Source organism: Aeromonas sp. Marseille-Q7275, assembly GCF_965119515.1.
This window is the reverse complement of the sequence record NZ_CBCPLW010000009.1, coordinates 73533-97261: the sequence shown is the minus strand read 5'-3', so window position 1 is coordinate 97261 and position 23729 is coordinate 73533. Positions and strand designations below refer to the sequence as shown.

23 protein-coding genes are annotated in these 23729 nt (G+C 64.9%); 5 read left to right on the top strand and 18 right to left on the bottom strand.

Going from position 1 to position 23729, the window contains the following annotated elements; all coding sequences use genetic code 11:
- Window positions 1–42: 42 nt before the first annotated feature.
- The 5 genes from ACWPWQ_RS10510 to ACWPWQ_RS10490 are packed head-to-tail and all read right to left on the bottom strand — an operon-like array spanning window position 43 to window position 6153.
- The gene (locus ACWPWQ_RS10510) at window positions 43–609 is read right to left on the bottom strand and encodes a nucleotidyltransferase family protein (RefSeq protein ID WP_454009732.1); all 567 of its coding nucleotides are present in this window, start codon (window positions 607–609) and stop codon (window positions 43–45) included.
- Entirely contained in the window at window positions 599–1588 is a 990-nt protein-coding gene (locus tag ACWPWQ_RS10505) for an XdhC family protein (RefSeq protein WP_454009731.1), read from the bottom strand. Before ACWPWQ_RS10505 ends, ACWPWQ_RS10510 begins: the two co-directional genes overlap by 11 nt.
- Window positions 1581–2798: a c-type cytochrome gene (locus ACWPWQ_RS10500; RefSeq protein ID WP_139436454.1), complete on the bottom strand. Its 1218-nt coding sequence runs from the start codon at window positions 2796–2798 to the stop codon at window positions 1581–1583. The genes ACWPWQ_RS10505 and ACWPWQ_RS10500 overlap by 8 nt, the downstream gene beginning before the upstream one ends.
- On the bottom strand, window positions 2795–3325 hold the full coding sequence (locus tag ACWPWQ_RS10495; RefSeq protein WP_139436452.1) for a (2Fe-2S)-binding protein: 531 nt from the start codon (window positions 3323–3325) through the stop codon (window positions 2795–2797). Before ACWPWQ_RS10495 ends, ACWPWQ_RS10500 begins: the two co-directional genes overlap by 4 nt.
- A complete protein-coding gene (locus tag ACWPWQ_RS10490) occupies window positions 3322–6153 on the bottom strand; it encodes a xanthine dehydrogenase family protein molybdopterin-binding subunit (RefSeq protein ID WP_454009730.1) in 2832 nt (943 codons plus the stop codon). Before ACWPWQ_RS10490 ends, ACWPWQ_RS10495 begins: the two co-directional genes overlap by 4 nt.
- Window positions 6154–6676: 523 nt before the next feature.
- Here ACWPWQ_RS10490 and glnS point away from each other — a divergent pair.
- Complete coding sequence (gene glnS / locus ACWPWQ_RS10485; RefSeq protein WP_454009729.1) at window positions 6677–8338, top strand: glutamine--tRNA ligase; 1662 nt, start codon at window positions 6677–6679, stop codon at window positions 8336–8338.
- Window positions 8339–8455: 117 nt separating this feature from the next.
- Here glnS and fur read toward each other — a convergent pair whose 3' ends face one another.
- On the bottom strand, window positions 8456–8884 hold the full coding sequence (gene fur / locus ACWPWQ_RS10480; protein WP_005325677.1) for a ferric iron uptake transcriptional regulator: 429 nt from the start codon (window positions 8882–8884) through the stop codon (window positions 8456–8458).
- Between the two features lie 244 nt (window positions 8885–9128).
- Here fur and ACWPWQ_RS10475 point away from each other — a divergent pair, with 244 nt between their 5' ends.
- A complete protein-coding gene (locus ACWPWQ_RS10475; RefSeq protein ID WP_247626857.1) occupies window positions 9129–9629 on the top strand; it encodes a DUF4442 domain-containing protein in 501 nt (166 codons plus the stop codon).
- Window positions 9630–9675: 46 nt separating this feature from the next.
- On the opposite strand, the gene fldA is transcribed toward ACWPWQ_RS10475, so the two are convergent.
- From fldA to ACWPWQ_RS10455, 4 genes are read right to left on the bottom strand one after another with little or no spacing between them, the layout of a single operon-like run.
- Entirely contained in the window at window positions 9676–10200 is a 525-nt protein-coding gene (fldA, locus tag ACWPWQ_RS10470) for a flavodoxin FldA (protein WP_005325673.1), read from the bottom strand.
- Between the two features lie 38 nt (window positions 10201–10238).
- Window positions 10239–10535, bottom strand: a complete 297-nt coding sequence (gene ybfE, locus ACWPWQ_RS10465) for a LexA regulated protein (protein ID WP_005325670.1) — start codon at window positions 10533–10535, stop codon at window positions 10239–10241.
- Window positions 10536–10555: 20 nt separating this feature from the next.
- Window positions 10556–10777, bottom strand: a complete 222-nt coding sequence (locus tag ACWPWQ_RS10460) for a DUF2788 domain-containing protein (protein WP_106887376.1) — start codon at window positions 10775–10777, stop codon at window positions 10556–10558.
- Window positions 10778–10832: 55 nt separating this feature from the next.
- Entirely contained in the window at window positions 10833–11597 is a 765-nt protein-coding gene (locus tag ACWPWQ_RS10455; protein ID WP_454009770.1) for an alpha/beta fold hydrolase, read from the bottom strand.
- Window positions 11598–11885: 288 nt separating this feature from the next.
- On the opposite strand from ACWPWQ_RS10455, the gene seqA reads away from it, so the two are divergent.
- Together seqA and pgm are read left to right on the top strand one after the other, a co-directional pair.
- Window positions 11886–12392 carry a replication initiation negative regulator SeqA gene (seqA, locus tag ACWPWQ_RS10450; protein ID WP_307765509.1) on the top strand — a complete coding sequence of 169 codons (507 nt, stop codon included), beginning with the start codon at window positions 11886–11888 and terminating at the stop codon, window positions 12390–12392.
- A gap of 54 nt (window positions 12393–12446) precedes the next feature.
- Complete coding sequence (pgm, locus tag ACWPWQ_RS10445) at window positions 12447–14096, top strand: phosphoglucomutase (alpha-D-glucose-1,6-bisphosphate-dependent) (protein WP_454009728.1); 1650 nt, start codon at window positions 12447–12449, stop codon at window positions 14094–14096.
- 84 nt (window positions 14097–14180) lie between these two features.
- Here the strand turns inward: pgm and ACWPWQ_RS10440 are convergent, their stop codons facing one another.
- A complete protein-coding gene (locus ACWPWQ_RS10440) occupies window positions 14181–15062 on the bottom strand; it encodes a DMT family transporter (protein ID WP_454009727.1) in 882 nt (293 codons plus the stop codon).
- A gap of 94 nt (window positions 15063–15156) precedes the next feature.
- Here ACWPWQ_RS10440 and ACWPWQ_RS10435 point away from each other — a divergent pair, with 94 nt between their 5' ends.
- The gene (locus ACWPWQ_RS10435; RefSeq protein ID WP_319917737.1) at window positions 15157–15639 is read left to right on the top strand and encodes a MarR family winged helix-turn-helix transcriptional regulator; all 483 of its coding nucleotides are present in this window, start codon (window positions 15157–15159) and stop codon (window positions 15637–15639) included.
- Window positions 15640–15682: 43 nt separating this feature from the next.
- Here ACWPWQ_RS10435 and mltB read toward each other — a convergent pair whose 3' ends face one another.
- The 7 genes from mltB to ACWPWQ_RS10400 all read right to left on the bottom strand — a co-directional run bounded on the left by mltB (window position 15683) and on the right by ACWPWQ_RS10400 (window position 23728).
- On the bottom strand, window positions 15683–16768 hold the full coding sequence (gene mltB / locus ACWPWQ_RS10430; protein ID WP_139436436.1) for a lytic murein transglycosylase B: 1086 nt from the start codon (window positions 16766–16768) through the stop codon (window positions 15683–15685).
- A gap of 128 nt (window positions 16769–16896) precedes the next feature.
- Entirely contained in the window at window positions 16897–17499 is a 603-nt protein-coding gene (locus tag ACWPWQ_RS10425; RefSeq protein WP_319917738.1) for a CDP-alcohol phosphatidyltransferase family protein, read from the bottom strand.
- A complete protein-coding gene (locus tag ACWPWQ_RS10420) occupies window positions 17492–18151 on the bottom strand; it encodes an ATP-binding cassette domain-containing protein (RefSeq protein ID WP_454009726.1) in 660 nt (219 codons plus the stop codon). The genes ACWPWQ_RS10425 and ACWPWQ_RS10420 overlap by 8 nt, the downstream gene beginning before the upstream one ends.
- Before the next feature lies 1 nt (window position 18152).
- A complete protein-coding gene (locus ACWPWQ_RS10415; protein ID WP_454009725.1) occupies window positions 18153–19808 on the bottom strand; it encodes an ABC transporter permease subunit in 1656 nt (551 codons plus the stop codon).
- A 3-nt stretch (window positions 19809–19811) separates the two neighbouring features.
- On the bottom strand, window positions 19812–20978 hold the full coding sequence (locus ACWPWQ_RS10410) for an ABC transporter substrate-binding protein (protein ID WP_454009724.1): 1167 nt from the start codon (window positions 20976–20978) through the stop codon (window positions 19812–19814).
- An 18-nt stretch (window positions 20979–20996) separates the two neighbouring features.
- Complete coding sequence (locus ACWPWQ_RS10405; protein ID WP_454009723.1) at window positions 20997–23150, bottom strand: FAD-dependent oxidoreductase; 2154 nt, start codon at window positions 23148–23150, stop codon at window positions 20997–20999.
- Window positions 23147–23728, bottom strand: a complete 582-nt coding sequence (locus ACWPWQ_RS10400; protein WP_139436425.1) for a carboxymuconolactone decarboxylase family protein — start codon at window positions 23726–23728, stop codon at window positions 23147–23149. Before ACWPWQ_RS10400 ends, ACWPWQ_RS10405 begins: the two co-directional genes overlap by 4 nt.
- Window position 23729: the final 1 nt, after the last annotated feature.

The window sequence follows — 23729 nt, the reverse complement described above, 5'->3', positions numbered from 1 at the left end:
GGGGCAGGAGCGGGGAGAGGCGGGTCGGACGGGGTCGGCGGCTCAGAGCGGATCCTCTGGCCAGTCGATGTCTTGCACGCAGCCGGGATCGTCAAGGGGCAGGGTGTGCAGGCGCCCCCGATGGCGCAGCAGTACGCCTTGCGCGCCCTGCTCCCCCGCCAGGCTCGCCAGCTCGGGGAGCAGATCCGCGGGGAAGCTGACGGGGTGGCCCGGTTGCCCCTGATGGAGGGGGCGCACTATCTCCCTGCCAGTCTGGGCGGCTTGCAGCGCCCGCAGGCTGGCGGGGGAGAGGCGGGGCATGTCGGCCAGGGCGATGAGCAGGCTGTGGATGGGGCGGCCGCTTCCCAGCAGGGTGCGCACCCCGTGGGCCAGGCTGTCCCCCAGGCCTCCGTCCCGTGGCACCTGGGTCAGCTCGGCGCCGGAGTCCGCCAGCAGGCGGCGCAGTGCCTCGTCTCGCTGTCTGAGCACCACCAGCACGCTGTCATGACAGGGGAGCAGGGTGGCCAGGGTGCGCAGGATCAGGGGCGGGGAGCCTGCGAGGCGCTTGTCGCTGCCGTAGCGACGGGAGAAGCCGGCCGCCAGCAGCAGGGCGACGCGCTCAGGTTGCATCTGTGGCCTCTCTCAATCGGATGCCCTGGCGCACGGCGATCACCTCGGCCAGCACGGCGATGGCGATCTCCATGGGGGTCTTGCTGCCGATGGGCAGCCCTATGGGGGCGTGGATCCGCGCAAGCTGGGCCTGACTCGCCTCGGCAATTCGCTGCAGCCGCTCCAGCCGACGGGCGCTGGTGCGCACCGACCCCATGGCACCGAGGTAGAAGGCGTCGGATTCTAGCCCCGCCATCAGCCCGGCATCGTCGATCCTGGGGTCGTGGGCCAGGGCCAGCACGGCGCTCTGGGCCGTGGCATGGCGCTCGACGAAGCGCTCGGGATCGCACCACTCCACCGCTATGCCCCCTTGCTCCGGCCCCCAGTGCCAGTCGCTGCGGTACGGCTCGCGGGTATCGCACAGCCGCACCTCGAAACCGGCGGCCTGACCGAGCCTGGCCACCTGCTCGCTCACCTGGCTGATGCCGAGCAGCAGCAGGCGCCAGCGCTGGGCATAGCTCAGGCGTACCCGGCCAGGCGCCTCTTGCTCGCAGGGATCCGTCGCTTCCCCGGCCAGATAGCGGCGTGTCCCCTGCTCGAGCAGCACCTCCCGCACGAAGGGGCGACCCCCTTGCAGCCGGGTGAGCCACTCGTCGAGATCCGCACTGGCCGCGTCCCCTTCGAGGCGCTCCACCAGCAGCCGGATGCGACCACCGCACGGCAGCTCGAACGCACTGCCATCGGGGGCCAGGTGGGAGCCATAGTCCAGCAGGCTCAGGGGGGCGTCATGCTCCCCCCTGGCCAGCATGGCGACGAAGGCATCCTCGATGCAGCCCCCCGAGATGGAGCCGCTGCGGTGGAGGCCATCGGTGGCGAACAGGGCCCCCTTGGGGCGGGGGGCCGAGCCGTAGGTCGCCACTATGCTGCACAGCCAGATGCCTTTCCCCTGGGCCAGCCAGGCGAGGCTCTGACGCAGCACCTCCAGCTGAGGGTCACTCATGGTGCGCCTCGACGATCTCCTTCTTGAGCGTACTGATGTCGTCGGCACTCAGGGTGGAGGCCTGATGGGCCCAGGTCTGGCGCAGGAAGTTCACCAGATCCGCCAGTTGCTGGTCGTTGAGCTCCCTGGCGTAGCCGGGCATGGGGGCGAAGCGCTCGGTCTGGCTGTAACTCTGGGCCGGGATCCCGCGCAGCAGCACCGCCAGGGTGTTGGTCGCGGTCGCCTGATCCAGGGTGGCGTTGGCGTACATGGAGGGGGTCACGTTCGGCTTGCCCTGACCCTGCTGGCCGTGACAGCCGGCGCAGTAGTCCCGGTAGAGCCCGTAACCCGGGTGCGATGCGTCCAGAGTGACCGGCCTGGGTGCAGGCTCCGGCAACGGGGTGTCGCTGCCGAGCAGGTAGCTGGTGACGGCATGCATGTCCTCGTCGGTCAGGTAGGCGAAGCTCTTCTCGACCACGGGATACATGCCGGCGAAGACGCCCCCCTTGACCGAGTAGCCCTTGCGCAGCAGCCGGGTCAGGGAGTCATGGGTCCAGCCCTGGCGCCTGAGTTCGGTGGCGGTGATCTCCGGGGCCATCACCCCCTCTATCATGGCCCCTTTCAGGTAGCGTGAGTTGTCCATCGCCATGAACAGATCCCGCGGCGTGTGGCACTCGCCGCAGTGTCCCAGCCCGTCCACCAGGTAGCGGCCACGGTTCCAGTTGCTGCTCTTGGCCGGATCCGGCTGGAAGGCGCTGTCCTCGTGGGCCACCAGGTTCCAGGCCATCAGGCCGGTGCGCACGTTGAAGGGGAAGCCGACCTCGTTGTCGCGGTTCACGGTGGCGGCCGGCCTGGTCTGCATGAAGTAGGCGTAGAGTGCCTTCATGTCCTCATCCGTGACCAGGTGATAGGAGGTGTAGGGCATGGCGGGATAGAGGCGTCCCTTGGGGGCGTTGCCGTTGTGCATCACCTCGTAGAAATCCTCATAGCTGTAGCTGCCTATCCCCTGACTCTTGTCGGAGCTGATGTTGGTGGAGTAGATGACGCCAAAAGGTGTCTTGAACCCCAGCCCGCCTGCGTATTTCTGGCCCCCCTCGGCGGTGTGGCAGGCGGCGCAGTCACCGACCTTGGCGAGGTATGCCCCCTGTGCCACCAGCGGATCCCGGGTGTCGGCCGCGGACACGGCGCCTGCGCCCAGCAGGAGCGCGAATGTGAGTCTGGAGAGCATCATGTGCGTACTACCCCCTCCGAGATCAGCATGGCCTTGACCCCCTCGTAGTACTTCTTGTAACCGGTGCAGCGGCAGACGTGATCCTTGAGTGCCTCCTCTATGGTGGATTCGAGATCGGCCATGGCCACCGGCGCTTTGCGCAGCCGCTCCAGCAGCACTGTGGTCTCGTTGACAAAACCCGAGGTACACCAGCCGCACTGGAAGGAGAAGTGATCCAGGAAGGTCTTCTGCACCGGGCTCAGGGCGATGATCTTGCCCAGCTTGTTGCGCGTTGCGTGGCCTTCCACGGTGCGGATGCGCTGGCCGTTGAAGCGGCCCACCCCGTTGATGCAGGTGCGCACGCTCTCGCTGCTGCCATCCGCCCCGTCGACCACTATGGTGCAGGCATGGCAGACGCCGACGCCGCAGCCGAACTTGGTACCGGTCAGGTTCACATACTCGTGCAGGAAGTCGATCATCATGGTGTTGTCATCCACGTCGATCGGGCCAATGAGACGGTCGTTGATGGTCATGTTTACGGTGATCATTGGATGGCCTTCTGAATGTCGGTTGCAGTGACGGGAAGATGATAGAAACGGGTGCCGGTCGCCTGATAGATGGCTTCGACCAGGGCGGCGACCACGGGGATCATCACCACTTCGCCTATGCCCTTGGTGGCATCGGTCGGTGAGAGGGGATCGAGCAGGGTGTGGGTCAGGTTCCAGACCGGCAGCTGGTTCGCCAGGGGGACCTGGTAGCGGTTCAGGTTCCAGGTGCCGTTGCCCGGCCCGTCCTGCCCGGCGGGCAGGTATTCATACAGGGCGTGACCGACCCCCATGGCCAGGCCGCCCTGGATCTGCCCTTCCACCAGCTCGGGGACGATGACACGGCCGGCGTCCAGCCAGCTGTGGGCAGACAGTATGTGCACTTTGCCCGAGCCCTTCTCCAGGGCTATTTCGACCAGGGTGGCGCAGGGGGCGTAGTAGGTCACCATGGCATTGTTCAGGCTGGTGCTGGGGTAGTGGGCCCGGGTGCGGTCGAGCAGCTGGTAGCCGTTGCCATCCGCCTGTGCCCGTTTCTCGCTGCTGGCGCCCTCGCCGTAGCGCAACGCCAGCGCATCTATGGGCAGGCGCTGGCTCTGACCCTCTATGGTGAAGTCGCACTCGGCCCAGGCCCAGCGGTTGAAGCAGTGCACCATGGCGCCTGTGATGAGGCCGTTGGCGTGAGCATGGGCCGCCAGCAGGGCGAGCGGCAGCGGCGGCATGCCACGGGTCGTGAGGCCAGCCGGGGTCCAGCTTGCCTCGCTGGCGGGGCCGAGATCCAGGCCTGCCTGGCCGACGAAGTACTGCTTGCGCCAGATGGCGGTCGCCGCCGGCCAGAGCGTCTGCTCGAACAGGATGCGGGCCGCGGTGACGGTGGCATGACTCTGGAAGTAGGAGGAGATGGAGGCCGAGGAGGCCTGCGGAATGGCCAGGGTCCAGCGCGGGTTCTTCTGCATCTCGTCCTGGCGCGCCTGCGAGATGGTGTAGGGGTTGTCGGTCGAGACCAGCTTGAAGCTATCCCAGAGGGCGATTTCGGCGAGCGCTATGGTGTCGGCCGGTTGGCCCAGGTAGCGGCTGACGATCTCGGCCTGGGAGGTCTGGATCCCGGTGCCCATCTCCATGCCGCTGATTTTCAGCAGTATCTCCCCCTTGCTTGTCAGCTCGACGCAGGCGGAGGGGGCCACGGCGCCGGTGCCATAGTCCTTGGTGGTGATGCCAAAACCCGTGCCGTGCAGGCGATCCGGATGCTGGCTCTCGTAAGCCTGCTTCCTGGCCTGGCGCTGGGCCCAGATCTCGTGCTGTTCGGCCATGGCCAGGATCTCGGGGTAACGGTTGTTGCCCTCGGGAATGGCCCCCTGGGTATTGGGCTGGCCGGGCCTGATCAGGTTGCGGCGCCGCAGCTCCAGCGGATCCATCTTCAGCAGGGCGGCGGCCTCGTTGACCATCATCTCCATGGCCGCCATGGTTTGCAGGGAGCCGTATCCCCGCATGGAGCCGCAATCCGGGTTCTCGGAGGGCAGGGCGACCGCGGTGATGTCGTTCTTGGGGAGGTAGTAGACCCCCTGGATGGCGCTGGCCCCCACGCTGGCCACCGAGCCGGTGAAGTTCAGGCGACCGCCGCCGTCCACTGTCATGGCGCTGATCAGGGCGCGGAACTGGCCGCTCTGCTTGTCGAGCACCAGCCTGTTGTGCATGTTGAACGGATGACGCTTGAGGCCACCCTGGAACTGTTCGAAACGATCGTTGGCCAGGCGCACCGGCCCCTCGCCATAAAGGGTCGCGAGCAGGCCATAGAAGGGGAATATGGTGTGATCCTTGGCCCCGAAGCCGCCCCCGATGAAGGGGGAGTGCACCACCAGCTTGTCGACCTTGCCGGCCAGCGGCCCCCTGGCCAGCATCTCGGCGGCCTCGTAGTAGAAGTCGTGAGGGGACTGGGTGCTCAGCACCAGGTGCATGGTGCGCGCCTTGGCGTCGAACCAGCCGTTGAAGTTTTCCGGCTCCATCATCATGGGCTCGATGAACTGGGTCTGGTAGGTGCGATCCAGCACCAGGGCATCCTCGGCCTCCAGCTCCTTGTGCACCAGTCCGGCCTGATACATCCCCTGTTCGCCCGCGTTGCCATCGGCGTTGGCCGTCGGCCAGACCGGCTGGTGGTTGACGATGGCCGGGAAGAAGAGGCCGTTCTTCAAGGTGCTGTATTGATCCTCCCTGCCGAGCTTGCCCTCGATCCGGATGATGCGCCAGCAGGCCCAGGGATCCCGGGTGGTGGCGACCAGGGGGGTCACATCTCCGTAGAGCACCACCTTGCCGTTGAACTGCAGGATCTGCTTGGCCCGGTTGAAGGTGGCGAAGTCGGCGAAGATCAGCATGGCGGCCGCATGACCCAGATAGTCCGGGGTGGCCCCTTCGCTCACCATCATGTTGATGCCGTAGAAGGCGGGCAGCTCGACGCCATCGCGCACCAGGTCGGCGGCCGTGATCACCCGGCGAGGCTGGGCATTGGCGGGCAGCATGGAGAGATCCAGCCCCAGATAGACGCGATCCGCCTTGTCGAGCCGGATCAGCAGCGCATGTTGCTGCTGGGACGGCCAGCCAGCCAGATCCTGGGCGCGATAGTCCCGGCTGTAGATCTTCTGGCCGGTAACCTTGGCCAGGCCATCGCTGCGGAACTTGACCTTGCCCCCCTGCTTCCACTGGCCGAGCAAGGCGGGATCGAAGACCTCGTCTTCCATGCCGGACAGGGAGAGGTTGGCGAGGAGGGGGGCACTGTAGACGGCGATGCCGGCTATGACGCACTGCTTGATGAAATCACGTCTTGATACGGAGTAGGACATGGCTCAGCTACCTGTGTGAGGATGAGGCGAGTGGCTCGGGGGAAAGGGAGGGGACAGGTGTTGTCGACCATCTTCCCTGATGTCGCAGCAAAATGACAAAGTTGTAAATAGGATACTAGGATGATGCAGTTTGGAAAATGTCTGGTTCTTGTTGGTTCCAGCTCTGTTCAGCTTGGCGGTGTGACGGGCCAGATGTTGCTAAATTGTTTCAGGACATTGAAGTGTGATCTCGCCGCAATATCAAGCAGCCATGTGTTTGTGCCCGCAGGAAGCCCTTTATGCCACCCTCGTTCAGCCCGCTCTGTGTGGGGAAGTGGCTTGCCCGAGAGCCGATCGCGGCGAAATAAAGGATGCCTGTGGCCGGGAAGCGACCCTGCCCGGAGGCAAATGGCGTCTGGCGTGACGCCAGCCAGGGCGCGGCGGCAAATTCCTGTTGAGCCTCATGGATGAATAGTGGATCATTGTCGGTTTCTAAGCGGGGGCGCGCGGTTGCCCCATGAGCTGAGACATTCGAGGTGAATTCATGAGCGAGGCGAGCAGCCCAACCAACTTTATCCGTCAGATCATCGATGAAGATCTGGCGAGTGGTAAGCACAAGAGCGTGCATACCCGTTTTCCGCCGGAGCCGAACGGTTATCTCCATATCGGCCACGCCAAGTCCATCTGCCTGAACTTCGGCATCGCCCGTGACTATCAGGGCCAGTGCAACCTGCGCTTCGATGACACCAACCCGGCGAAGGAAGACATCGAGTTCGTGGAGTCCATCAAGCAGGACGTACAGTGGCTCGGCTTCCAGTGGAGCGGCGAGATCTGCTACTCCTCCGACTATTTCGACAAGCTGCACGGCTATGCCATCGAGCTCATCGAGAAGGGTCTGGCCTATGTGGACGAGCTCTCCCCCGAGCAGATGCGCGAATACCGCGGCACCCTGACCGCCCCTGGCAAGAACAGCCCCTTCCGCGATCGCAGCGTGGAAGAGAACCTGGCGCTGTTTGCCAAGATGAAAAGCGGCGAGCTGGCCGAAGGCAGCGCCTGCCTGCGCGCCAAGATCGACATGGCATCCCCCTTCATGGTGATGCGCGATCCCGTCATCTATCGCATCAAGTTTGCCCACCACCACCAGACAGGTGACAAGTGGTGCATCTACCCCATGTACGACTTCACCCACTGCATCTCGGACGCCCTGGAGGGGATCACCCACTCCCTGTGCACCCTGGAGTTCCAGGACAACCGTCGCCTCTATGACTGGGTGCTGGACAACATCAGCATCGACTGCCATCCCCGTCAGTACGAGTTCTCCCGTCTGAACCTCGAATACACCGTCATGTCCAAGCGCAAGCTGAACCTGCTGGTGACCGAGGGGCACGTCAGCGGCTGGGACGATCCGCGCATGCTGACCGTCTCCGGGCTGCGTCGCCGTGGTTACACTCCGGCCTCCATCCGCGAGTTCTGCCAGCGCATCGGCGTGACCAAGCAGGACAACATCGTCGAGATGAGCATGCTGGAAGCCTGCATCCGCGACGATCTCAACGAGAATGCACCGCGCGCCATGGCCGTGCTGCATCCGGTGAAGGTAGTCATCGAGAACCTGGCGGCCGACGAGGTGCTGACCGCCCCGGCGCACCCGAACAAGCCTGAGATGGGCAGCCGTGAGCTGACCTTCACCCGCGAGATCTTCATCGACGAGGCGGACTTCAAAGAAGAGGCGAACAAGCAGTTCAAGCGTCTGGTGCTGGGCAAGGAAGTGCGCCTGCGCAACGCCTACGTCATCAAGGCGGAGCGGGTCGAGAAGGATGCGGTCGGCAAGGTTACCTGCATTTATTGCTCCTACGATCCCGAGACCCTGGGCAAGGATCCGGCCGATGGCCGCAAGGTGAAGGGGGTGATCCACTGGGTCAGCGCCACTCACTCCCTGCCGGCCGAGATCCGTCTCTACGATCGTCTGTTCAAGATGCCGAACCCGGGTGCCGAGGACGACTTCGAGGCGGCGCTCAACCCGGACTCTCTGGTGATCATCCAGGGTGCCCGGGTCGAGGCCTCCCTCAAGGACGCCAAGCCGGAGTTTGCCTACCAGTTCGAACGCGAAGGCTACTTCTGCGCCGACAACAAGCTCTCCAGCGCCGAGCATCTGGTGTTCAACCGCACCGTGGCCCTGCGTGACGTCTGGGGCAAGGCCGAGGCCTGATCGCTGCCGTCTGACAGGCAGAGGGCAGGGGAGACCCTGCCACTCTGGTCCGGATTGCGGACACAAAAAAAGCCAGCATGATGCTGGCTTTTTCATGGCTGCTCGCGGCCGACGGCGTTATTCGTCGTGCTTGCAGTCACCGTTCACGCAGTGACCATAGAGATAGAGGCTGTGGTTGGTCAGGCGGATGTTGTGGTGCTTGGCGATGTCGCGCTGACGCTGCTCGATCACCTCGTCGGAGAACTCGATCACCTTGCCACAATCGAGGCAGACCAGGTGGTCGTGATGTTCCTGGGTGGCCAGCTCGAACACCGACTTGCCCCCTTCGAAGTGATGGCGGGTGACGATACCGGCATCATCAAACTGGTTGAGAACGCGATAGACGGTAGCGAGACCAATCTCCTCACCCTGGTCGATCAGCCGTTTGTACAGATCTTCCGCACTGGTGTGCTGGCAGTCCGGCTGTTGCAGGATTTCCAGGATCTTGACGCGGGGCAAGGTGATCTTGAGCCCGGCCTTTTTTAACGCTTGGTTGTTGTCTGCCATATTCTATTTATTCGCATTCTCGAAGGTGTGGTTATTCTGATTGACTGCCGAAGGAATGGCAACCACGAACTCGTATGGCCTGACATTATAGGTCGTAGCCAAGTCAAAAATAAACCCAGTAATTCAAGGGGTTTAGCACATTTCCCCCCTGTGGAAGATTAATCTGGCCAGCTCGGACCGGGCTTGCTCCGCGAGGGAATGTTGATACTATGTCACTTCTCTATAGTCTGGTCGGATGAGATCCATGGATTGGCTTTTTGGCAACGCGGCCTGGGTGCGCCACGCCCTCAACGCCTGGCCCCCGTTCTGGGGGGCGGGCATCAAGATAGAAACATTGAGCCCCGATTTTCGCTTCTGTCGGGTCACCCTCAAGTCTCGCTGGTGGAACAAGAACGCCAACCGGACCCAGTTCGGCGGCAGCATGTTCGCCATGACGGATCCCATCTATCCGCTGATGCTGATGGGCCATTTCAAGAACCGTTATTACGTCTGGGACAAGGCGGGCAGCATCAATTTCATCAAGCCTGGCAAGGGGATGCTGGTGGCGGAGTTCAACCTGACCGACGCCAAGCTGGCATCCATAGTGGCGGCGACCGAGGGGGGCAACAAGCATTTCCCCGAGTTCGAGGTGCAGGTGCAGGACAAGCGGGGCGAGCTGGTGGCCCAGGTCAGGCGCACCCTGTATGTGAAACCCAAGCCGGAACACAGAACCCAGAGCCTGGCTGCGCCAGCCATGAAGGAGTAGAAACAACAAGGGCCCCGACGGGGCCCTTGTTGTCAGAGGAGGGAGATCACTCCAGCTCGCTCAGGCACATCTCTTCGTGCAACTGCTTGCACCAGCCCTTGACGCGCTCGGCGGTTAGCTCCGGCTGGCGATCCTCATCGATCCCCAGACCGACGAAGTGCTTGTCATCCACCAGTGCCTTGGAGGCCTCGAACTCGTAGCTCGCGGTTGGCCAGTGGCCGATGATGATGGCACCTTTGGCTTCGACGATGTCACGCAGGGTGCCCATGGCGTCGAGGAAATATTCGGAATAGTCTTCCTGATCGCCGCAGCCGAAGATGGCGACCAGCTTGTTGTTGAAGTCGATCTCTTCGAGCTCGGGGAAGAAGTCATCCCAATCGGCCTGGGCTTCGCCGTAGTACCAAGTCGGGATACCGAACATCAGCAGATCGAAGCTGTCGATGTCGGCCTTGCTGCTCTTGGCAATGTCACGGACTTCAATCAGTTGTTTGCCCAGTTCTTTCTGGATCATCTTGGCGACAGCTTCGGTATTACCGGTATCGCTGCCGAAAAACAGACCTACACTAGCCATAGTGTTTAGTTACCCGTATCTGGTTAATGCTTAACGGTTCAGATTGCGATGCCTGCTGCATGCGCAGACTCAATCTGTTGCTTCAGGATAGATTGGATCAGCTCGGCTCGGCTGACGTTCTGTTGTAGCGCAAGTTGGTTCAGGCGCTCCAGCAATTCGGCCTCCACCTTTAACTCGACCCGCTTCAGGCCGTTCTCCCGATCGCGCTTGAGCTGGTTGCGCTTGTTGATCTTGAGTTGGGTCTCACGGGGGAGTGGATTGGTCTTTGGCCTGCCGGGGCGCTTCTCAGTTGCGAACAGATCCAGTGTTGTTCGATCAGTTTGCTGTTTGGCCATACATCACAGATGAAAAGTAGTTAGCCGATCCCAGAGCCTTCCCAGCCCATTTCGATCAGCCCCTTGGCGACAAAACCCGCGCAACCCAGAAACAGAACCAGCCAGACGATAAAGCGGCCGAAACGGGGCACGTTGCCGCGTTTGAGCACGTCGTGAATGGCCAGACCAATCAGCAGGAAGATGGCCACGAAGAACAGCTTCAGGCCCAGACTCTCGATCAGATCGATATGTTCATACAGCATGGATTGCGCACACTCCTTATGACGGGCGCACTATATCACAAAGGATTTGAAACTGTTAACCGCCTGTCGACAGGAAATCCACAACCAGTTTATTGAACAAAACCGGCTTTTCGGCGTGCAGCCAGTGACCGGTTCCGGCGATGACACGGGCCTTGGCGGCCGGGAATTGTGCCATCACTGTCTCGGTATATTGAGGCTGCACATAGTCGGAATCCCCCCCCTTGATGAACAGGGTCGGCCCCTCGAAGCGGGTCTGGTCGTCGGGCCAGCCCATGATGTTGGCGTAATTGCGCTCAAGGGCCGGCACATTGAAGCGCCAGCCCCAGCCCGCCTCGGTTTTGACGAAGGATTTGAGCAGGAACTGGCGCACGCCGGGGATCTCGATATGTTCGGCCAGGATGGCTTCCGCCTCGCTGCGGCTTTGGGGGGGGCGCGTGAGCGTGGCGTTGAGACCGGCGAACACATTCTGGTGGCGGGCATGGGGATAGGCGACCGGGGCGATATCGGCCACCACCAGCCGGTCGACCCGGGCAGGGGCCAGCTTGGCGACCTGCATGGCGACCTTGCCCCCCATGGAGTGACCGACCAGGGCCACCTGCTCGAGCCCGAGCCGATCCAGCAGGGCGATCACATCCGCCCCCTGCTGCGGGTAGCTCATTTCATCGGAGTGAAAGGAGGCGCCGTGGTTGCGCAGATCGACGCTGATGACCCTGTATTGCTCGCTCAGGGGGCGGGCCAGCAGGCCGAGGTTGTCCAGGCTGCCGAACAGGCCGTGGATCAGCACGACGACAGGGCCTTGTCCCTGATCCTTGAAATTCAATAATGAGTTTTGTTGCAAAATGACACCTTGTCGGTCGTGGGCTGTTTCACCAAATTTTTAACACACTGAAAGAAAAGGATTTCATTCCTTGGGGGGCATTTTTTTGTGGTTTTTTTCCAAAAAAACGGCCCGGGATCGGTTATCAGTGCGGGGGATCACACACTTGGCTCGCCATTATGCCGTATTCTCACCGAGATTCATGCACATCTGCCAGCCCCTCCCTTGGGCTGCCGGGTCTGCCTATGTATAATCGCCGCATCCGAATTTCGACGAGTCCAGCGCATCCCTATGAAAACCATCGAGCTTGATGACGATCTCTACTTCTTTATCGCCAGCCAGACCCGGCACATCGGCGAGAGTGCTTCCGATATCCTGCGCCGTCTGCTGGAACAGCCCGTCAAGGCGGGGACGACAGTGCCGGCCGCGCCTGTTGCTCAGCCTCAACCCCTGGCCGATGCCATGGGACTGGAAGCCCTGCTCGATTCCGGCGAGCTGCAAAAAGAAGAGAAGTCCATCAACCGCTTCATGCTGGTGCTCAGCACCCTGTACCGGGACAACCCGGAGAGCTTCACTCAGGCGACCGAGATCAAGGGGCGCAAGCGCGTCTATTTCTCCCGGGATCCCGAGGCGCTGCGTGCCAGTGGCAGCACCACCAAGCCCAAGCAGGTGCCGGATACCCCGTTCTGGGTCATCACCAACACCAACACCAGTCGCAAGCAGAACATGGTGGCCCAGCTGATGACCAGCATGGGTTATGACGAGGCTCTGACGGCTCGGGTGTGCGGCACCGTTTAACGCATCAACGACTCAAGGCCTTGCCGGGCAAGGCTTCTGCTCAAGGAAAACGCCATGGCACAGCATCCCCACGCCGGTCAGCCGGCCCGTTTAAGCGATCTGACCAACATTCCCCGTCTGGTCAGCGCCTACTACCTCAACAAGCCGGACATGAGCCGCCCCGAGCAGCGGGTAGCCTTTGGCACCTCCGGCCACCGCGGCAGCGCCCTGCACAACGCCTTCACCGAATCCCACATCCTGGCGGTGACCCAGGCGCTGGTGGAGTATCGCCAGCAGGCCGGCATCCAGGGCCCGCTGTTTGTGGGCATGGACACGCACGCCCTCTCTGAATCCGCCTTCTCCAGCGCGGTGGAAGTGCTGGCGGCCAATGGCGTCGAGACCCGCATCCAGGCTGGTCTGGGCTTCACGCCGACCCCGGTCATCTCCCACGCCATCCTGCGCCATAACGCAGGCAAGCCGGCGGCCCTGGCGGACGGCGTGGTGATCACCCCGTCCCACAACCCGCCGGAAGACGGTGGCTTCAAGTACAACCCTCCCCACGGCGGTCCTGCCGAAGGGGAGATCACCAAGTGGGTGGAAGACCGCGCCAACGCCATTCTGGAAGCCGGTCTGGCCGGCGTGAAGCGGATGCCGTTCGCCGAGGCCCTGGCCAGTGAGTTCGTGGTCGAACACGACTATGTCACCCCCTATGTGGACGATCTTGAGAACGTGCTGGACCTGGCCGCCATCAAGCGCGCCGGCATCAAGATCGGTGTGGATCCGCTGGGGGGCTCCGGCGTCGCCTATTGGGATGTGATCGCCAAGCGCTACGATCTGGACATAGAGGTGGTCAACTATCGCGTCGACCCGACCTTCTCCTTCATGACCCTGGACAAGGACGGCAAGATCCGGATGGACTGCTCCAGCCCCTTCGCCATGGCGGGCCTGATTGCCCTGAAAGACAAGTTCGACATCGCCCTTGGCAATGACCCTGACTACGACCGTCACGGCATCGTCACCAAGGCGGGTCTGATGAACCCGAACCACTATCTGGCGGTGGCCATCCAGTATCTGTTCACCCACAGAACCGGCTGGCCCAAGACGGCGGCCGTCGGCAAGACGCTGGTCTCCTCGTCCATGATCGACCGGGTCGCCGGCGAGATCGGCCGCACCCTGAAAGAGGTGCCGGTCGGCTTCAAGTGGTTCGTGGATGGTCTTTTCAGCGGTGAGTTTGGCTTCGGCGGCGAGGAGAGCGCAGGCGCCTCCTTCCTGCGCAAGGACGGCACCGTCTGGACCACAGACAAGGATGGCTTCATCCTGGCGCTGCTGGCCGCCGAGATCCTGGCCGTGACCGGCAAGGATCCCCAGGCCCACTACGATGCCCTGGAAGCCAAGTTCGGTCGCTCCAGCTACCGCCGCATCGACGCTCCCGCCAACAGTGCCCAGAAGGCGGTGCTCTCCAAGCTGGATCCGGCGTTGGTGGAAGCCTCGACCCTGGCCGGCGAGCCCATCCTTGCCAAGCTGACCAAGGCCCCCGGCAACGACGCCGCCATCGGTGGCCTCAAGGTGGTGACCGAGAACGGCTGGTTCGCGGCGCGCCCCTCGGGCACCGAGTCCATCTACAAGATCTACATGGAGAGCTTCAAGGGCGAGGCGCACCTGGACCAGATTCAGCAGGAGGCCCAACAGATCGTCTCCGCGGCCCTGGCCAAGGCCGGCGTCTGAGCCTGAAGCCAGTCACTGAAGCGCATAAAAAGGAGCCATATCGGCTCCTTTTTGCTGTGTGCCAGGTGGGGATCTGGTGCCCGATCAGCCATTTCCCGGCTGGTCTGGGCAAGCCTTGGTAGCCTGCCCGCCCTTGAAGAGGGGGCGGGTCGGCAGCTTCATCAGGAACAGGGAGAGCAGGATCACCGCGATACCGAGCCACTGGCGGCCGTCCAGGGTCTCTCCCACCAGCAGCACGCCGAAGGAGACCGCCACCATGGGGTTGGTGAGGGCCAGCATGCCCATCACCTCTGGACCGTGGCGCTTGAGCCCCCACAGCCATGCCCAGTAGGCCAGCGCCGTGTTGAGCATAATAAGCCAGATGAGCCCAGGGGCACTCGCCGGCTGGGGCAGCGGCATGGGGCCCGCCAGCCACCAGGCGAGCGGGATCAGCATCAGGCCCCCGAGCAGCAGTTGCCAGGCGGTCAGCGCCAGCAGATCGCTCACCGGCCAGCGCTGCATCCAGCGGCTGGACTGGCCGATGAGCAGGGTGGCCAGCAGGGCGCAGGCCACGCCGACGGGATCCAGATTGGCGGAGGGGTTGAGCAGCAGGAGCACACCCGCGAGCCCCATCAGTCCCAGCAGCAGCCACTTCAGGCTGGGCCGCTTGCCGTCCTGCCACCAGGCCAGCCCCATCAGAATGAGGGGCAGGGTGGCGCCCAGGGTGCCCGCCACCGCCCCCGGCAGGCGATAGGCCGCCACGAACAGCAGGGCGAAGAAGGCGGTGATGTTGCAAAACGCCAGCAGAAACTGCCGGTTCCAGGTGAGCGGCGGCCGGCGGGGATGGAGCAGCAACAACAGTACGCCGGCCGGCAGCGCCCGCCAGACGGCCACCCAGTAGGGGGAGTAGTCGGTCAGGTAGAGGCTGACGACGGCATAGGTACTGCCCCAGAGCAGGGGGGCGAGCAGGGCAATCAGCAGTGGCATGGTTGTCTCGCAATGAAGTATCTTCAAGTAAAGATAAATTAGCCGCGAGTTAGTTTATTATCAAGTATCTTTTCGAAAAGATAATGGAGCCGGAATGGATAGTGATCATGTAGACCTGCTGCTGGCCCAGTGGGCGCGGCAGCGACCGGATCTCGACTGCTCTCCCATGGGAGTGCTGGGGCGGGTGGCGCGCATGGCGGCCATCGCCGGGCGCGAGGTGAGTGAAGAGCTCAAGGGGTGCGGCCTGCTGGGCTCAGACTTCGACATCCTGGCGACCCTGCGCCGGGCCGGCGAGCCGCTGACCCCGACCGCCCTCTACCAGTCCGCCATGCTGAGCTCGGGGGCCATGACGGCCAGGCTCGACAAGCTGGAGCAGCGTGGCCTGATAAGACGTGAAGCCTCCCCCGATGACAGGCGAAGCCTCTTGGTCTGCCTGACGGAGCCGGGGCGGGAGCTGGTTGACCAGGCGGTGGAGCGCCACGTGGCGAACGAGCGGCGCCTGCTGGCCCCGCTGACGGATGAGGAGCAGGGGCAACTGGCCGCTCTGCTCAAGCGCTGGCTGCTGGAAAACGAATAGCAAAACGGGCCCGATGGGCCCGTTTTCGTTGGGTGGGGCTGGCTCAGTAGCCGCCTCTGGCGTCCCTGACCGCCAGACCCAGCTGCCACACCGCCATGGCGTAGTGGGTGCTGTGGTTGTAGCGGGTGATGGCGTAGAAGTTCGGCAGGCCGTACCAGTACTGATAGCCGGTGCCCACGTCCAGGCGCAGCAGGCTCGCCTCCTTGTGGTTGCCGAGCGACGCTGTGGGGGCCAGCCCGGCGCCGCGCAGGGTGGCGACCGGGTAGCGGGTCTGGAAGCCGTGCTCATAGCCGGGCAGCTGGCCCTGACCGCGCACCGCCACCGGTTGCCCCTTCTCCCAGCCATGGGCCTTGAAGTAGTTGGCCACGCTGCCGATGGCATCCACCGGATCCCACAGATTGGTGTGGCCATTGCCGTTGAAGTCCACCGCATAGCTGCGGAAGCTCGACGGCATGAACTGGCCATAGCCCATGGCGCCGGCGTAGGAACCCTTGGGTTCGGTGGGATCCATGCCCTCATCCCGGGTCATCACCAGGAAGGCCTCCAGCTCGCCGGTGAAGAAGGTCGCCCGGCGCGGATAGTCGAACGCCAGGGTCGCCAGGGCATCCAGGATGCGGGTCTTGCCCATCACCCGGCCCCAGCGGGTCTCCACCCCTATGATGCCGACGATGATCTCGGGAGGCACCCCGTAGATCTGCTGCGCCCGATTGAGCTCGCTCTCGTACTCACGCCAGAAGCTGACGCCGTTTTGCACATTGTCCGGGGTGATGAACTTGGCGCGGTAGCGATTCCAGGCGCCGGTCGGCCCTGTGGGGGGCGTGGTGGTGGGCGCCTGGGCGTCCATCAGCCGGATGATCCAGTCGTAGCGTTCGGCCTGGGCCAGCACCCGATGCAGCTCGGCGCCGTTGAAGCCGTGCTTGTCGACCATGCGCTGCACGAACTGATCCACGTTGCTGCGGTTGGCGAAGTCTCCCTTGCTGACCCCCTGCTGGTAGAAAGGTTTGCTCGGCGGCGTCTGATTGATGAAGGCGCTCTGGGGCTGCGGCTTGACCACGGGCTTGGGGGCCGGTGTGCTGCTGCAGCCATACAGCAGAGGGAACAGGGAGAGGGTGAGGAGAAGGCGACGCATATGGTTCTCGTGAGCCTGAAAAAGAGTGTCGTCATGGTAAAACATTGGCGTCCATGCGCAAGTGCTCAGTGCAGGGCCTGGGGCCCATATTCATCCGCCGCTGAATTCACCGACAGGCCCCTCTCCTCTCAACGCAGGGTGTGATAGCCGCTCCAGAGCCGGGTCAGGGTGGTGATGGCGCAGAGCAGGGCGAAGCCATAGGCGAGCGGGGCGAAGGCGGCGGGCCACAGGCACATCAGCACGAACAGGGCTATGGTCTCGCTCCCCTCGGTGAGGCCGCCCAGGTAGTAGAGGGACTTGTGGTGGTAGACCGGATTCTCGATGCCGCGCTTGCCCGCCATGATGGCAAAGGCGAGGAAGCTCGAGCCGGTGCCCATGAAGGCGAACAGCAGGGTGGCGGCGGGCAGGGCGTTGGCGGGGGCACCGAGGGCAAAGCCCAGCACCACGGCGGCATAGAAGATGAAGTCGAGGCTGATGTCGAGGAAGCCGCCGCAGTCGGTGATCCCCGTCTGGCGCGCCACGGCCCCATCCAGACCGTCCAGCAGCCGGTTGAACAGGATGGCGGCGAGGGCCCAGCCGTGCCAGCCCAGTGCCAGCAGCGGCAAGGCCAGCATGCCGACGGCAAAGCCGGTGAGGCTTATCTGGTTGGCGCTGAGCCCGGCCCGGCACAGGGGGGCGGCCAGCAGCTGGAGGGGGCGGCGAATGAGGGGGATCAGGTGGCGATCAAACAAGGTCGGTGTCCTCTTTGGTCAAGCAGGGAGTGGTGAGTGTCAGGATAGCCCCCGGGGCATCCTCCTCGTCGTGGGTGACCAGCAGGGCGGGCATGCCGAGCGTCTTGAGCCGCTCGAACACCAGGGTTCTGAAGGCCGCGCGCAGCGGCTTGTCCAGCCGGGAGAAGGGCTCGTCCAGCAGCAGGGCCTCTGGCTCTGCCAGCAGGGCCCGCAGCAGGCCGACGCGCGCCTTCTGACCGCCGGAGAGCTGGCCCGGCAGTTTGTCCGCCTGCCCTGCCAGCCCCACCTCTGCCAGCGCCTCTAGGGCGCGGGCCCGTCTCGCCGCCCTCCCCCCGAGATGAGCCGGCATGCCGAACATCAGGTTCTCTGCCACCGTCAGATGGGCAAACAGCAGATCGTCCTGAAACAGCATGCCGATGCGCCGCGCCTGGGGTGACAGGGGGGTGAGCAGCCGCTCGCCGAGCCGTACCTCCCCCGCCAGCCGGATGGGCCCAGGGGGCAGCACCCCCGCCAGAGCCGCCAGCAGGGAGCTCTTGCCGCAGCCGCTCGGGCCCATCAGGGTCAGCACCTCGCCGGGGGCCACCGTCAGGGGGGGCAGCGTCAGCAGGGGCTGGTCATCCAGGTAGAGGGTGAGCTCGGTGGTATGCAGCATGTCAATGCCTCAGTGCGGGGTTGATACGGCGGGGCAGCCAGAGCACCAGGCCGTAGATGAAAAGTGGCAACAGCAGTTGCAGCAGGCCATAGAGGCCAGCCAGTCGCCGGTTGAGGCCGCTGCCTATGGCCACCGCCTCGGTGGTGATGGTGATCACGCGGCCCGCGCCAAACAGCAGGGTGGGCAGGTATTGGGCCAGGCTCACCGCCGCCCCGACCCCGAAGGCGAACAGCAGCGGCCGCGCCAGCAGCGGCCCCTTCACCTGCCACCAGGCGCGCCAGGGGCTGGCCCCGAGGGAGAGTGCCGCCCGGGTGAGGCGATCGTCGAACTGGCGATAGGGGCCGTGCAGGCAGAGATAGACGTAAGGGAAGACGAACAGCAGCTGGCTCCACAGCACCCAGCCCGGTCCTATGCCGTCGACGCCGCCGAGCCAGTCGATCTGCAGGCGCAGTCCGAACAGCAGGCTGGCCTGGGGCAGCAGCAGCGGCAGGCAGATGAGCCAGAGTGGCCACTGGCTGTGGTGGGGACGGCGGCCCTGCTGGGCCTCCAGGGCGAGCACCGCCAGCAGCAGCGAGAGGCCGGCGCAGAGCAGGGCCAGCCACAGGCTCTGCCACAGCAGGGGTCCCAGGGTGGGCAGCAGCTCCAGCCAGTGGCGGCCGCTCCATTCGCTGGGCCAGAGTGCGGGGAAGGACCAGCGCCGGGCCAGGGACCAGAGCAGCAGGGAGGCCAGCACCAGCAGGTTGATGGCGAGCAGGGCCCAGACCCCGGCCCGGGTGAGGCGCTCGGGCCAGGGCGAGGGGAGGCTGCGCCTGCCGTCCAGCCAGCGGGCCTTGCCAAGCGCCCCGTGGCTCCACTCCAGCAGCCGCAGGGCGGCGAGCAGCAAGAGGTTGAGCGCCAGCAGCAGCAGGGCGCCGCTGGCGCTGGCCCCGCGCCACTGGAGGTCCGGGTCCTGATACCAGAGCCAGAGCCGCACCGCCATGGGGGCAGGGGCATCTGGCCCCAGCAGCAGGGCGAGATCCACCACCCCCAGGCCATAGGCCGCCACCGCATAGAGGGGCAGGCGCAGGGCGGGCCAGAGCGCGGGCAGCAGCAGGCGCCACCAGATCTGCGGCCCGCTGAAGCCCATGGTTTGCCCAAGCCACTGCTGGCGGCTGACTCGGACGGGGTCGAGGGCCGAGAGCGCCATCAGCAGCAGAAAGGGGGTCTCTTTCAAGATGAGCGCCAGAATGAGGCCGAGCCCCCAGGGATCTCTCAGGGTCTGCCAGTCGGGCGGCAAGTCAAAGCCCGTGAGGGCGGGGGAGATCAGGCGCAGCAACCAGCCGGAGGGGGCGAGCAGGAAGGCCACGCCGATGGCGAAGGCGACGTGGGGCAGGGCCAGCAGGGGGGAGAGCAGGCTGCGCAACCCGCGCATCCAGGGTCGCCCCTCCCCCCGGGCGAGCAGCAGGGCGGTGAAGAGCAGGGCCCCCAGGGTGGAGGCCCCCGCCACCCAGAGGCTCAGGCCCAGCGAGTGCCAGAGCCCGGGCTGGGCGAGCAGCAGGCTGACATGGCCTTTGGCCAGGCCTTCAAGCAGCAGGAGCAGCAGACCGCCGGCGACAGGCGCGGCCAGCGACAGGGCGCACAGCAGGAGAAAGAGGAGGCGCCAGGGCCGGATGCTCATGGTCTAGTGGCCGTAGCGTTCGGCCCAGGCCGCTTCCAGCCGGGTCTGCCAGCTGGGATGGGGTTCGGCCACCGCCTTGAAGCGCAGGGCCGGCTGACGGTTCCCCGGCAGGGCATCCTGGCGCAGCACGCTGGGGTCGCCCCAGAACGCGGGATCCGCCTTGCGGGCCTGGGCGGTGGGGCTCAGCAGGAAGTTGGCCACCACCTTGGCGCCGGCCCGGGCGCTGGCGTTGAAGGGGATGGCGAGGAAGTGGCTGTTGGTCAGGGCCCCCTTGGCCATGGCAACGGACCTCACCGCAGGGGGCAGGGTGCCGTTTTGCACCGAACTCTGGGCCTCGCCAGGGTTGAAGCTGATGGCCATGGCCAGCTCGCCGTCATCGAGCAACTGTTTGGTCTCGGCAGCGCTGGTGGGGAACAGCTTGCCCTTGCGCCAGAGCACGGGGTGCAGCTGATCGAGCCAGCCCCAGAGCGGGGCCGTGAGGCGGGCAAAGTCGGCGTCGCTCGCCTCCCGATAGAGGGGCGCAGGATCGGCGGTCAGCTCCAGCAAGATCTGCTTGAGGAAGCTCGAGCCATGAAAATGGGGTGGCTTGGGGTAGGTGAAGCGGCCAGGATTGGCCTTGGCCCAGGCGAGCAGCTCGGCCGCCGAGGTGGGCACTGTGGTGACTTCCTCCGTGTCGACCATCAGATTGAGCTGGCCTATGCCCCAGGGGGCCTCTAGCCCAGCGACCGGCAGGGTGAAGTCCTCGTGCACCGGCAGCTTGGTGTCCACCAGTGCCATGTTCGGCAGATCCTGGGTGAAGGGGGCCCCCAGCAGCCCCTGCTCCTTGAGCGCCTTGAAGTTCTCCCCGTTGACCCAGAGCAGGTCGATGGGGCCGCCCGACGTCTTGCCTGCCTGCTTGCTGGCCAGCAGCTGGCTGACGCTCTGGGCGATGTCATCCACCTTCACCTGCACCAGGGTGACCCCGTACTGGCGCTCAATCTCCTGACCCGCCCACCCCAGGTAGGCGTTGATCTCCGGGCTGCCGCCCCAGGCATTGAAATAGACGCGCTGGCCCTTCGCTTCGGCGAGGGTCTGTTGCCAGGTGGTCTCGGCGGCGTGGAGCTGGGTCGCCAGCAGCAGGGGGGCGGCGAGCAGGGGACGGAGCAGGGCGCGAACTCGGGTCTTGAACATGGTGAGGGTCTCGTGGGCTCAGGCGCCGCGGCGCCAACTGTGATAACGGGCCAGCAGGGCCAGCAGGCGGGTGGGCTGGTGGGCCCGCTTCCACTCGCCCGCCACGTATTTGTTCCCCTCCATCAGGGTGGGATAGGCGTGGATGGTGCCCAGGATCTTGCCAAGCCCCAGGCGGTGGCGCATGGCGAGCACAAACTCGGCGATCCGCTCGCCGGCGTGAGTGCCCACTATGGTGGCGCCGAGGATTTTATCCTTGCCCGGCTCCGTCAGCACCTCGATAAAGCCGTGGCGCTCCCCGTCGGTGATGGCACGATCCAGCTTGGCCAGCTCGAAACGGGTCGCCTCGAAGGGAATGCCTTGGGCCTCGGCCTCCTTGCGGTTGAGGCCGACCCGGGCAATCTCGGGGCTGGTGTAGGTGGCCGCCGGGATCACGCGATAGTCCGCCTTGAAGCGTCTGAACTGGCCAAACAGGGCGTTGACCGCCGCATACCAGGCCTGATGGGCGGCGAAGTGGGTGAACTGGTAAGGGCCCGCTACGTCTCCCACCGCCAGTATGCTGGGGTAGTTGGTGGCGAGGAAGCCATCGACTGCTATGGTGCCACGGGGGGCCAGCTCCACCCCCAGCTCTTCGAGCCCGAAGCCGCTCACGTTGGCGACCCGGCCCAGGGCCAGCAGCAGCTGATCCCCTTCCACCAGTTGCGTTTCCTCCCCCCGGCGCAGTTGCAGCCGGACAGGCAGCGTGCCCTCGGCCGTGGGCTCGTAGTCGGCGCGCTCCGCCCGCCAGCCGGTGAGCAGCCGCACGCCGTCGCGGCTCATCTGTTCGGCCAGCGCCTCGGCCACCTCCCGCTCTTCCCGGGGCAGCAGCTGATCGGCGAGCTCCACCAGGGTGACGGGAATGCCGAGCAGGGCCAGGCTCTGAGCCAGCTCGCAGCCGATGGGGCCGCCGCCGAGCACCAGCAGGTGGCGGGGCGGTTCGCGCAGCTGCCAGAGGCTGTCAGAGGTGAGGTAGGGCACCTGCTCGAGACCCGGCAGCTTGGGCACAATAGGCCTGGCGCCGGTGGCGATGACGATGTGGCGGCTGCTCAGGCGTCTGCCGTCCACCTCCAGCTCCCAGGGGGAGACGAGGCGGGCCCGGCCCTGGATGCACTCCACTCCCAGCCCCTGATAGCGTTCAACCGAGTCGTGGGGCTCGACCTCCTTGATCACCGTCGCCACCCGTGCCATCACGGCGGAAAAATCGGCCTGTGATTGACTGGGGCTGAAGCCAAGCTCGCCGGCCTTGCGCTGTTCAGCGGCGAAGCGGGCGCTTCGGATCAGCGCCTTGGAGGGAACGCAGCCGGTGTTGAGGCAATCCCCCCCCATCTTGTGCTGCTCTATCAGTGCCACCCTGGCCTTGACCGCGGCGGCGATGTAGCTGGTGACCAGGCCTCCGGCACCGGCACCGATCACCAGCAGGTTGTAGTCGAAGCGAGCCGGCTTGCGATAGGGGGCGTGCAGGCGGCGCAGGGCGAGCCTGCGTTGCAGCCAGCGCATCAGCCAGGGCATCAGGCCGAGCAGGGTCAGGGCCGCCACCAGGCCGGGGGAGAGGATCTTGCCCGTGCTGGTGAGGGTGGCGAGCTCGCTGCCCGCCAGCACATAGACCAAGGTGCCCGGCAGCATGCCGAGCTGGCTGACCCAGTAGTAGGTACTGACTCTGATGGGGGTGAGCCCCATCAGCAGGTTGACCAGAAAGAAGGGGAAGAGGGGGATGAGGCGCAGGCTCAGCAGGTAGAAGGCCCCATCCTTCGCCATGCCGGCTTCAAAGGTGGCCAGCTTGTCGCCGAAGCGGCGGCTCACCCAGTCGCGCAGCAGGAAGCGGGCGCTGAGAAAGGCCAGCGTGGCCCCCAGGGTGCTGGCAAAGGAGACCAGCAGCAGCCCCCAGCCGACGCCGAACAGGGCGCTGCCCCCCAGGGTCAGCAGGGCGGCGCCGGGCAGGGAGAGGGCAGTGGTTGCCACGTAGAGGAGCGTGAACAGCAGGGCCGCCTGGCCGAAGTGCGCCTGCACCCAGGCCGAGGCTTGCTCCTGGTGGGCCTGCAACCGGGGGAGGCTGAGGTAGGCATCGAGATCGAAGGCGAAGAAGGCGCCGATCAGACCCCCCATCATCAGCAACAGCAGCAGGCGGCCCCGGCTCATTGGCCGTCCCTGTCGGAGGGCGCCGGGCGTTCGGGCTGCACCGGCAACTGGCAGAAGCCCTGGGGGGCGATGTCGAGGGCGGCATTGAACTTGGCCGACATGTTCTGGAAGGCGATGAGGCCGGTGAGCTCCACCAGGGCATCGTCATCGAACCAGGGCTTGAGGCGGGCTGCCTGCTGGTCGCTCACTCCGTCCAGCCCCGTCATGGCCTCGGTGTAGTCGAGCACCGCCCGCTCGCGCTCATCGAACAGGGGGCTTTGGCGCCACTGGGCCAGCGCCTCCACCTTGTCGCTGGAGCCGGCGCGCTTGATGAGGGTCATAGCGTTGATGTCGACGCAGAAGCGGCACCAGTTGAGCTGGGAGACCCGCACCGTCACCAGGGAGCGCAGCACGGGGTCTATGGGGGAGCGCTTGCGGTTGATGACGCCGTAGAGGGTGGCGACGGCGGCAAACAGGCGCGGCGAGCGGCCCCAGCACTTGCCCGGGATCAGCACCTGACCGTAGTTGCGTTGCTGCAGCCAGAAAAAGGGGCGGATAAACCAGGCATATTCCCGATCAGGCTTGACCTCAACGCGCATG

Bases quoted from the DNA above. Each gene is read 5' to 3' on its own strand.
- ACWPWQ_RS10510 (WP_454009732.1), bottom strand. From the start codon at position 609: ATGCAACCTGAGCGCGTCGCCCTGCTGCTGGCGGCCGGCTTCTCCCGT.
- ACWPWQ_RS10505 (WP_454009731.1), bottom strand. From the start codon at position 1,588: ATGAGTGACCCTCAGCTGGAGGTGCTGCGTCAGAGCCTCGCCTGGCTG.
- ACWPWQ_RS10500 (WP_139436454.1), bottom strand. From the start codon at position 2,798: ATGATGCTCTCCAGACTCACATTCGCGCTCCTGCTGGGCGCAGGCGCC.
- ACWPWQ_RS10495 (WP_139436452.1), bottom strand. From the start codon at position 3,325: ATGATCACCGTAAACATGACCATCAACGACCGTCTCATTGGCCCGATC.
- ACWPWQ_RS10490 (WP_454009730.1), bottom strand. From the start codon at position 6,153: ATGTCCTACTCCGTATCAAGACGTGATTTCATCAAGCAGTGCGTCATA.
- glnS (WP_454009729.1), top strand. From the start codon at position 6,677: ATGAGCGAGGCGAGCAGCCCAACCAACTTTATCCGTCAGATCATCGAT.
- fur (WP_005325677.1), bottom strand. From the start codon at position 8,884: ATGGCAGACAACAACCAAGCGTTAAAAAAGGCCGGGCTCAAGATCACC.
- ACWPWQ_RS10475 (WP_247626857.1), top strand. From the start codon at position 9,129: ATGGATTGGCTTTTTGGCAACGCGGCCTGGGTGCGCCACGCCCTCAAC.
- fldA (WP_005325673.1), bottom strand. From the start codon at position 10,200: ATGGCTAGTGTAGGTCTGTTTTTCGGCAGCGATACCGGTAATACCGAA.
- ybfE (WP_005325670.1), bottom strand. From the start codon at position 10,535: ATGGCCAAACAGCAAACTGATCGAACAACACTGGATCTGTTCGCAACT.
- ACWPWQ_RS10460 (WP_106887376.1), bottom strand. From the start codon at position 10,777: ATGCTGTATGAACATATCGATCTGATCGAGAGTCTGGGCCTGAAGCTG.
- seqA (WP_307765509.1), top strand. From the start codon at position 11,886: ATGAAAACCATCGAGCTTGATGACGATCTCTACTTCTTTATCGCCAGC.
- pgm (WP_454009728.1), top strand. From the start codon at position 12,447: ATGGCACAGCATCCCCACGCCGGTCAGCCGGCCCGTTTAAGCGATCTG.
- ACWPWQ_RS10440 (WP_454009727.1), bottom strand. From the start codon at position 15,062: ATGCCACTGCTGATTGCCCTGCTCGCCCCCCTGCTCTGGGGCAGTACC.
- ACWPWQ_RS10435 (WP_319917737.1), top strand. From the start codon at position 15,157: ATGGATAGTGATCATGTAGACCTGCTGCTGGCCCAGTGGGCGCGGCAG.
- mltB (WP_139436436.1), bottom strand. From the start codon at position 16,768: ATGCGTCGCCTTCTCCTCACCCTCTCCCTGTTCCCTCTGCTGTATGGC.
- ACWPWQ_RS10420 (WP_454009726.1), bottom strand. From the start codon at position 18,151: ATGCTGCATACCACCGAGCTCACCCTCTACCTGGATGACCAGCCCCTG.
- ACWPWQ_RS10415 (WP_454009725.1), bottom strand. From the start codon at position 19,808: ATGAGCATCCGGCCCTGGCGCCTCCTCTTTCTCCTGCTGTGCGCCCTG.
- ACWPWQ_RS10410 (WP_454009724.1), bottom strand. From the start codon at position 20,978: ATGTTCAAGACCCGAGTTCGCGCCCTGCTCCGTCCCCTGCTCGCCGCC.
- ACWPWQ_RS10405 (WP_454009723.1), bottom strand. From the start codon at position 23,150: ATGAGCCGGGGCCGCCTGCTGCTGTTGCTGATGATGGGGGGTCTGATC.
- ACWPWQ_RS10400 (WP_139436425.1), bottom strand. From the start codon at position 23,728: ATGCGCGTTGAGGTCAAGCCTGATCGGGAATATGCCTGGTTTATCCGC.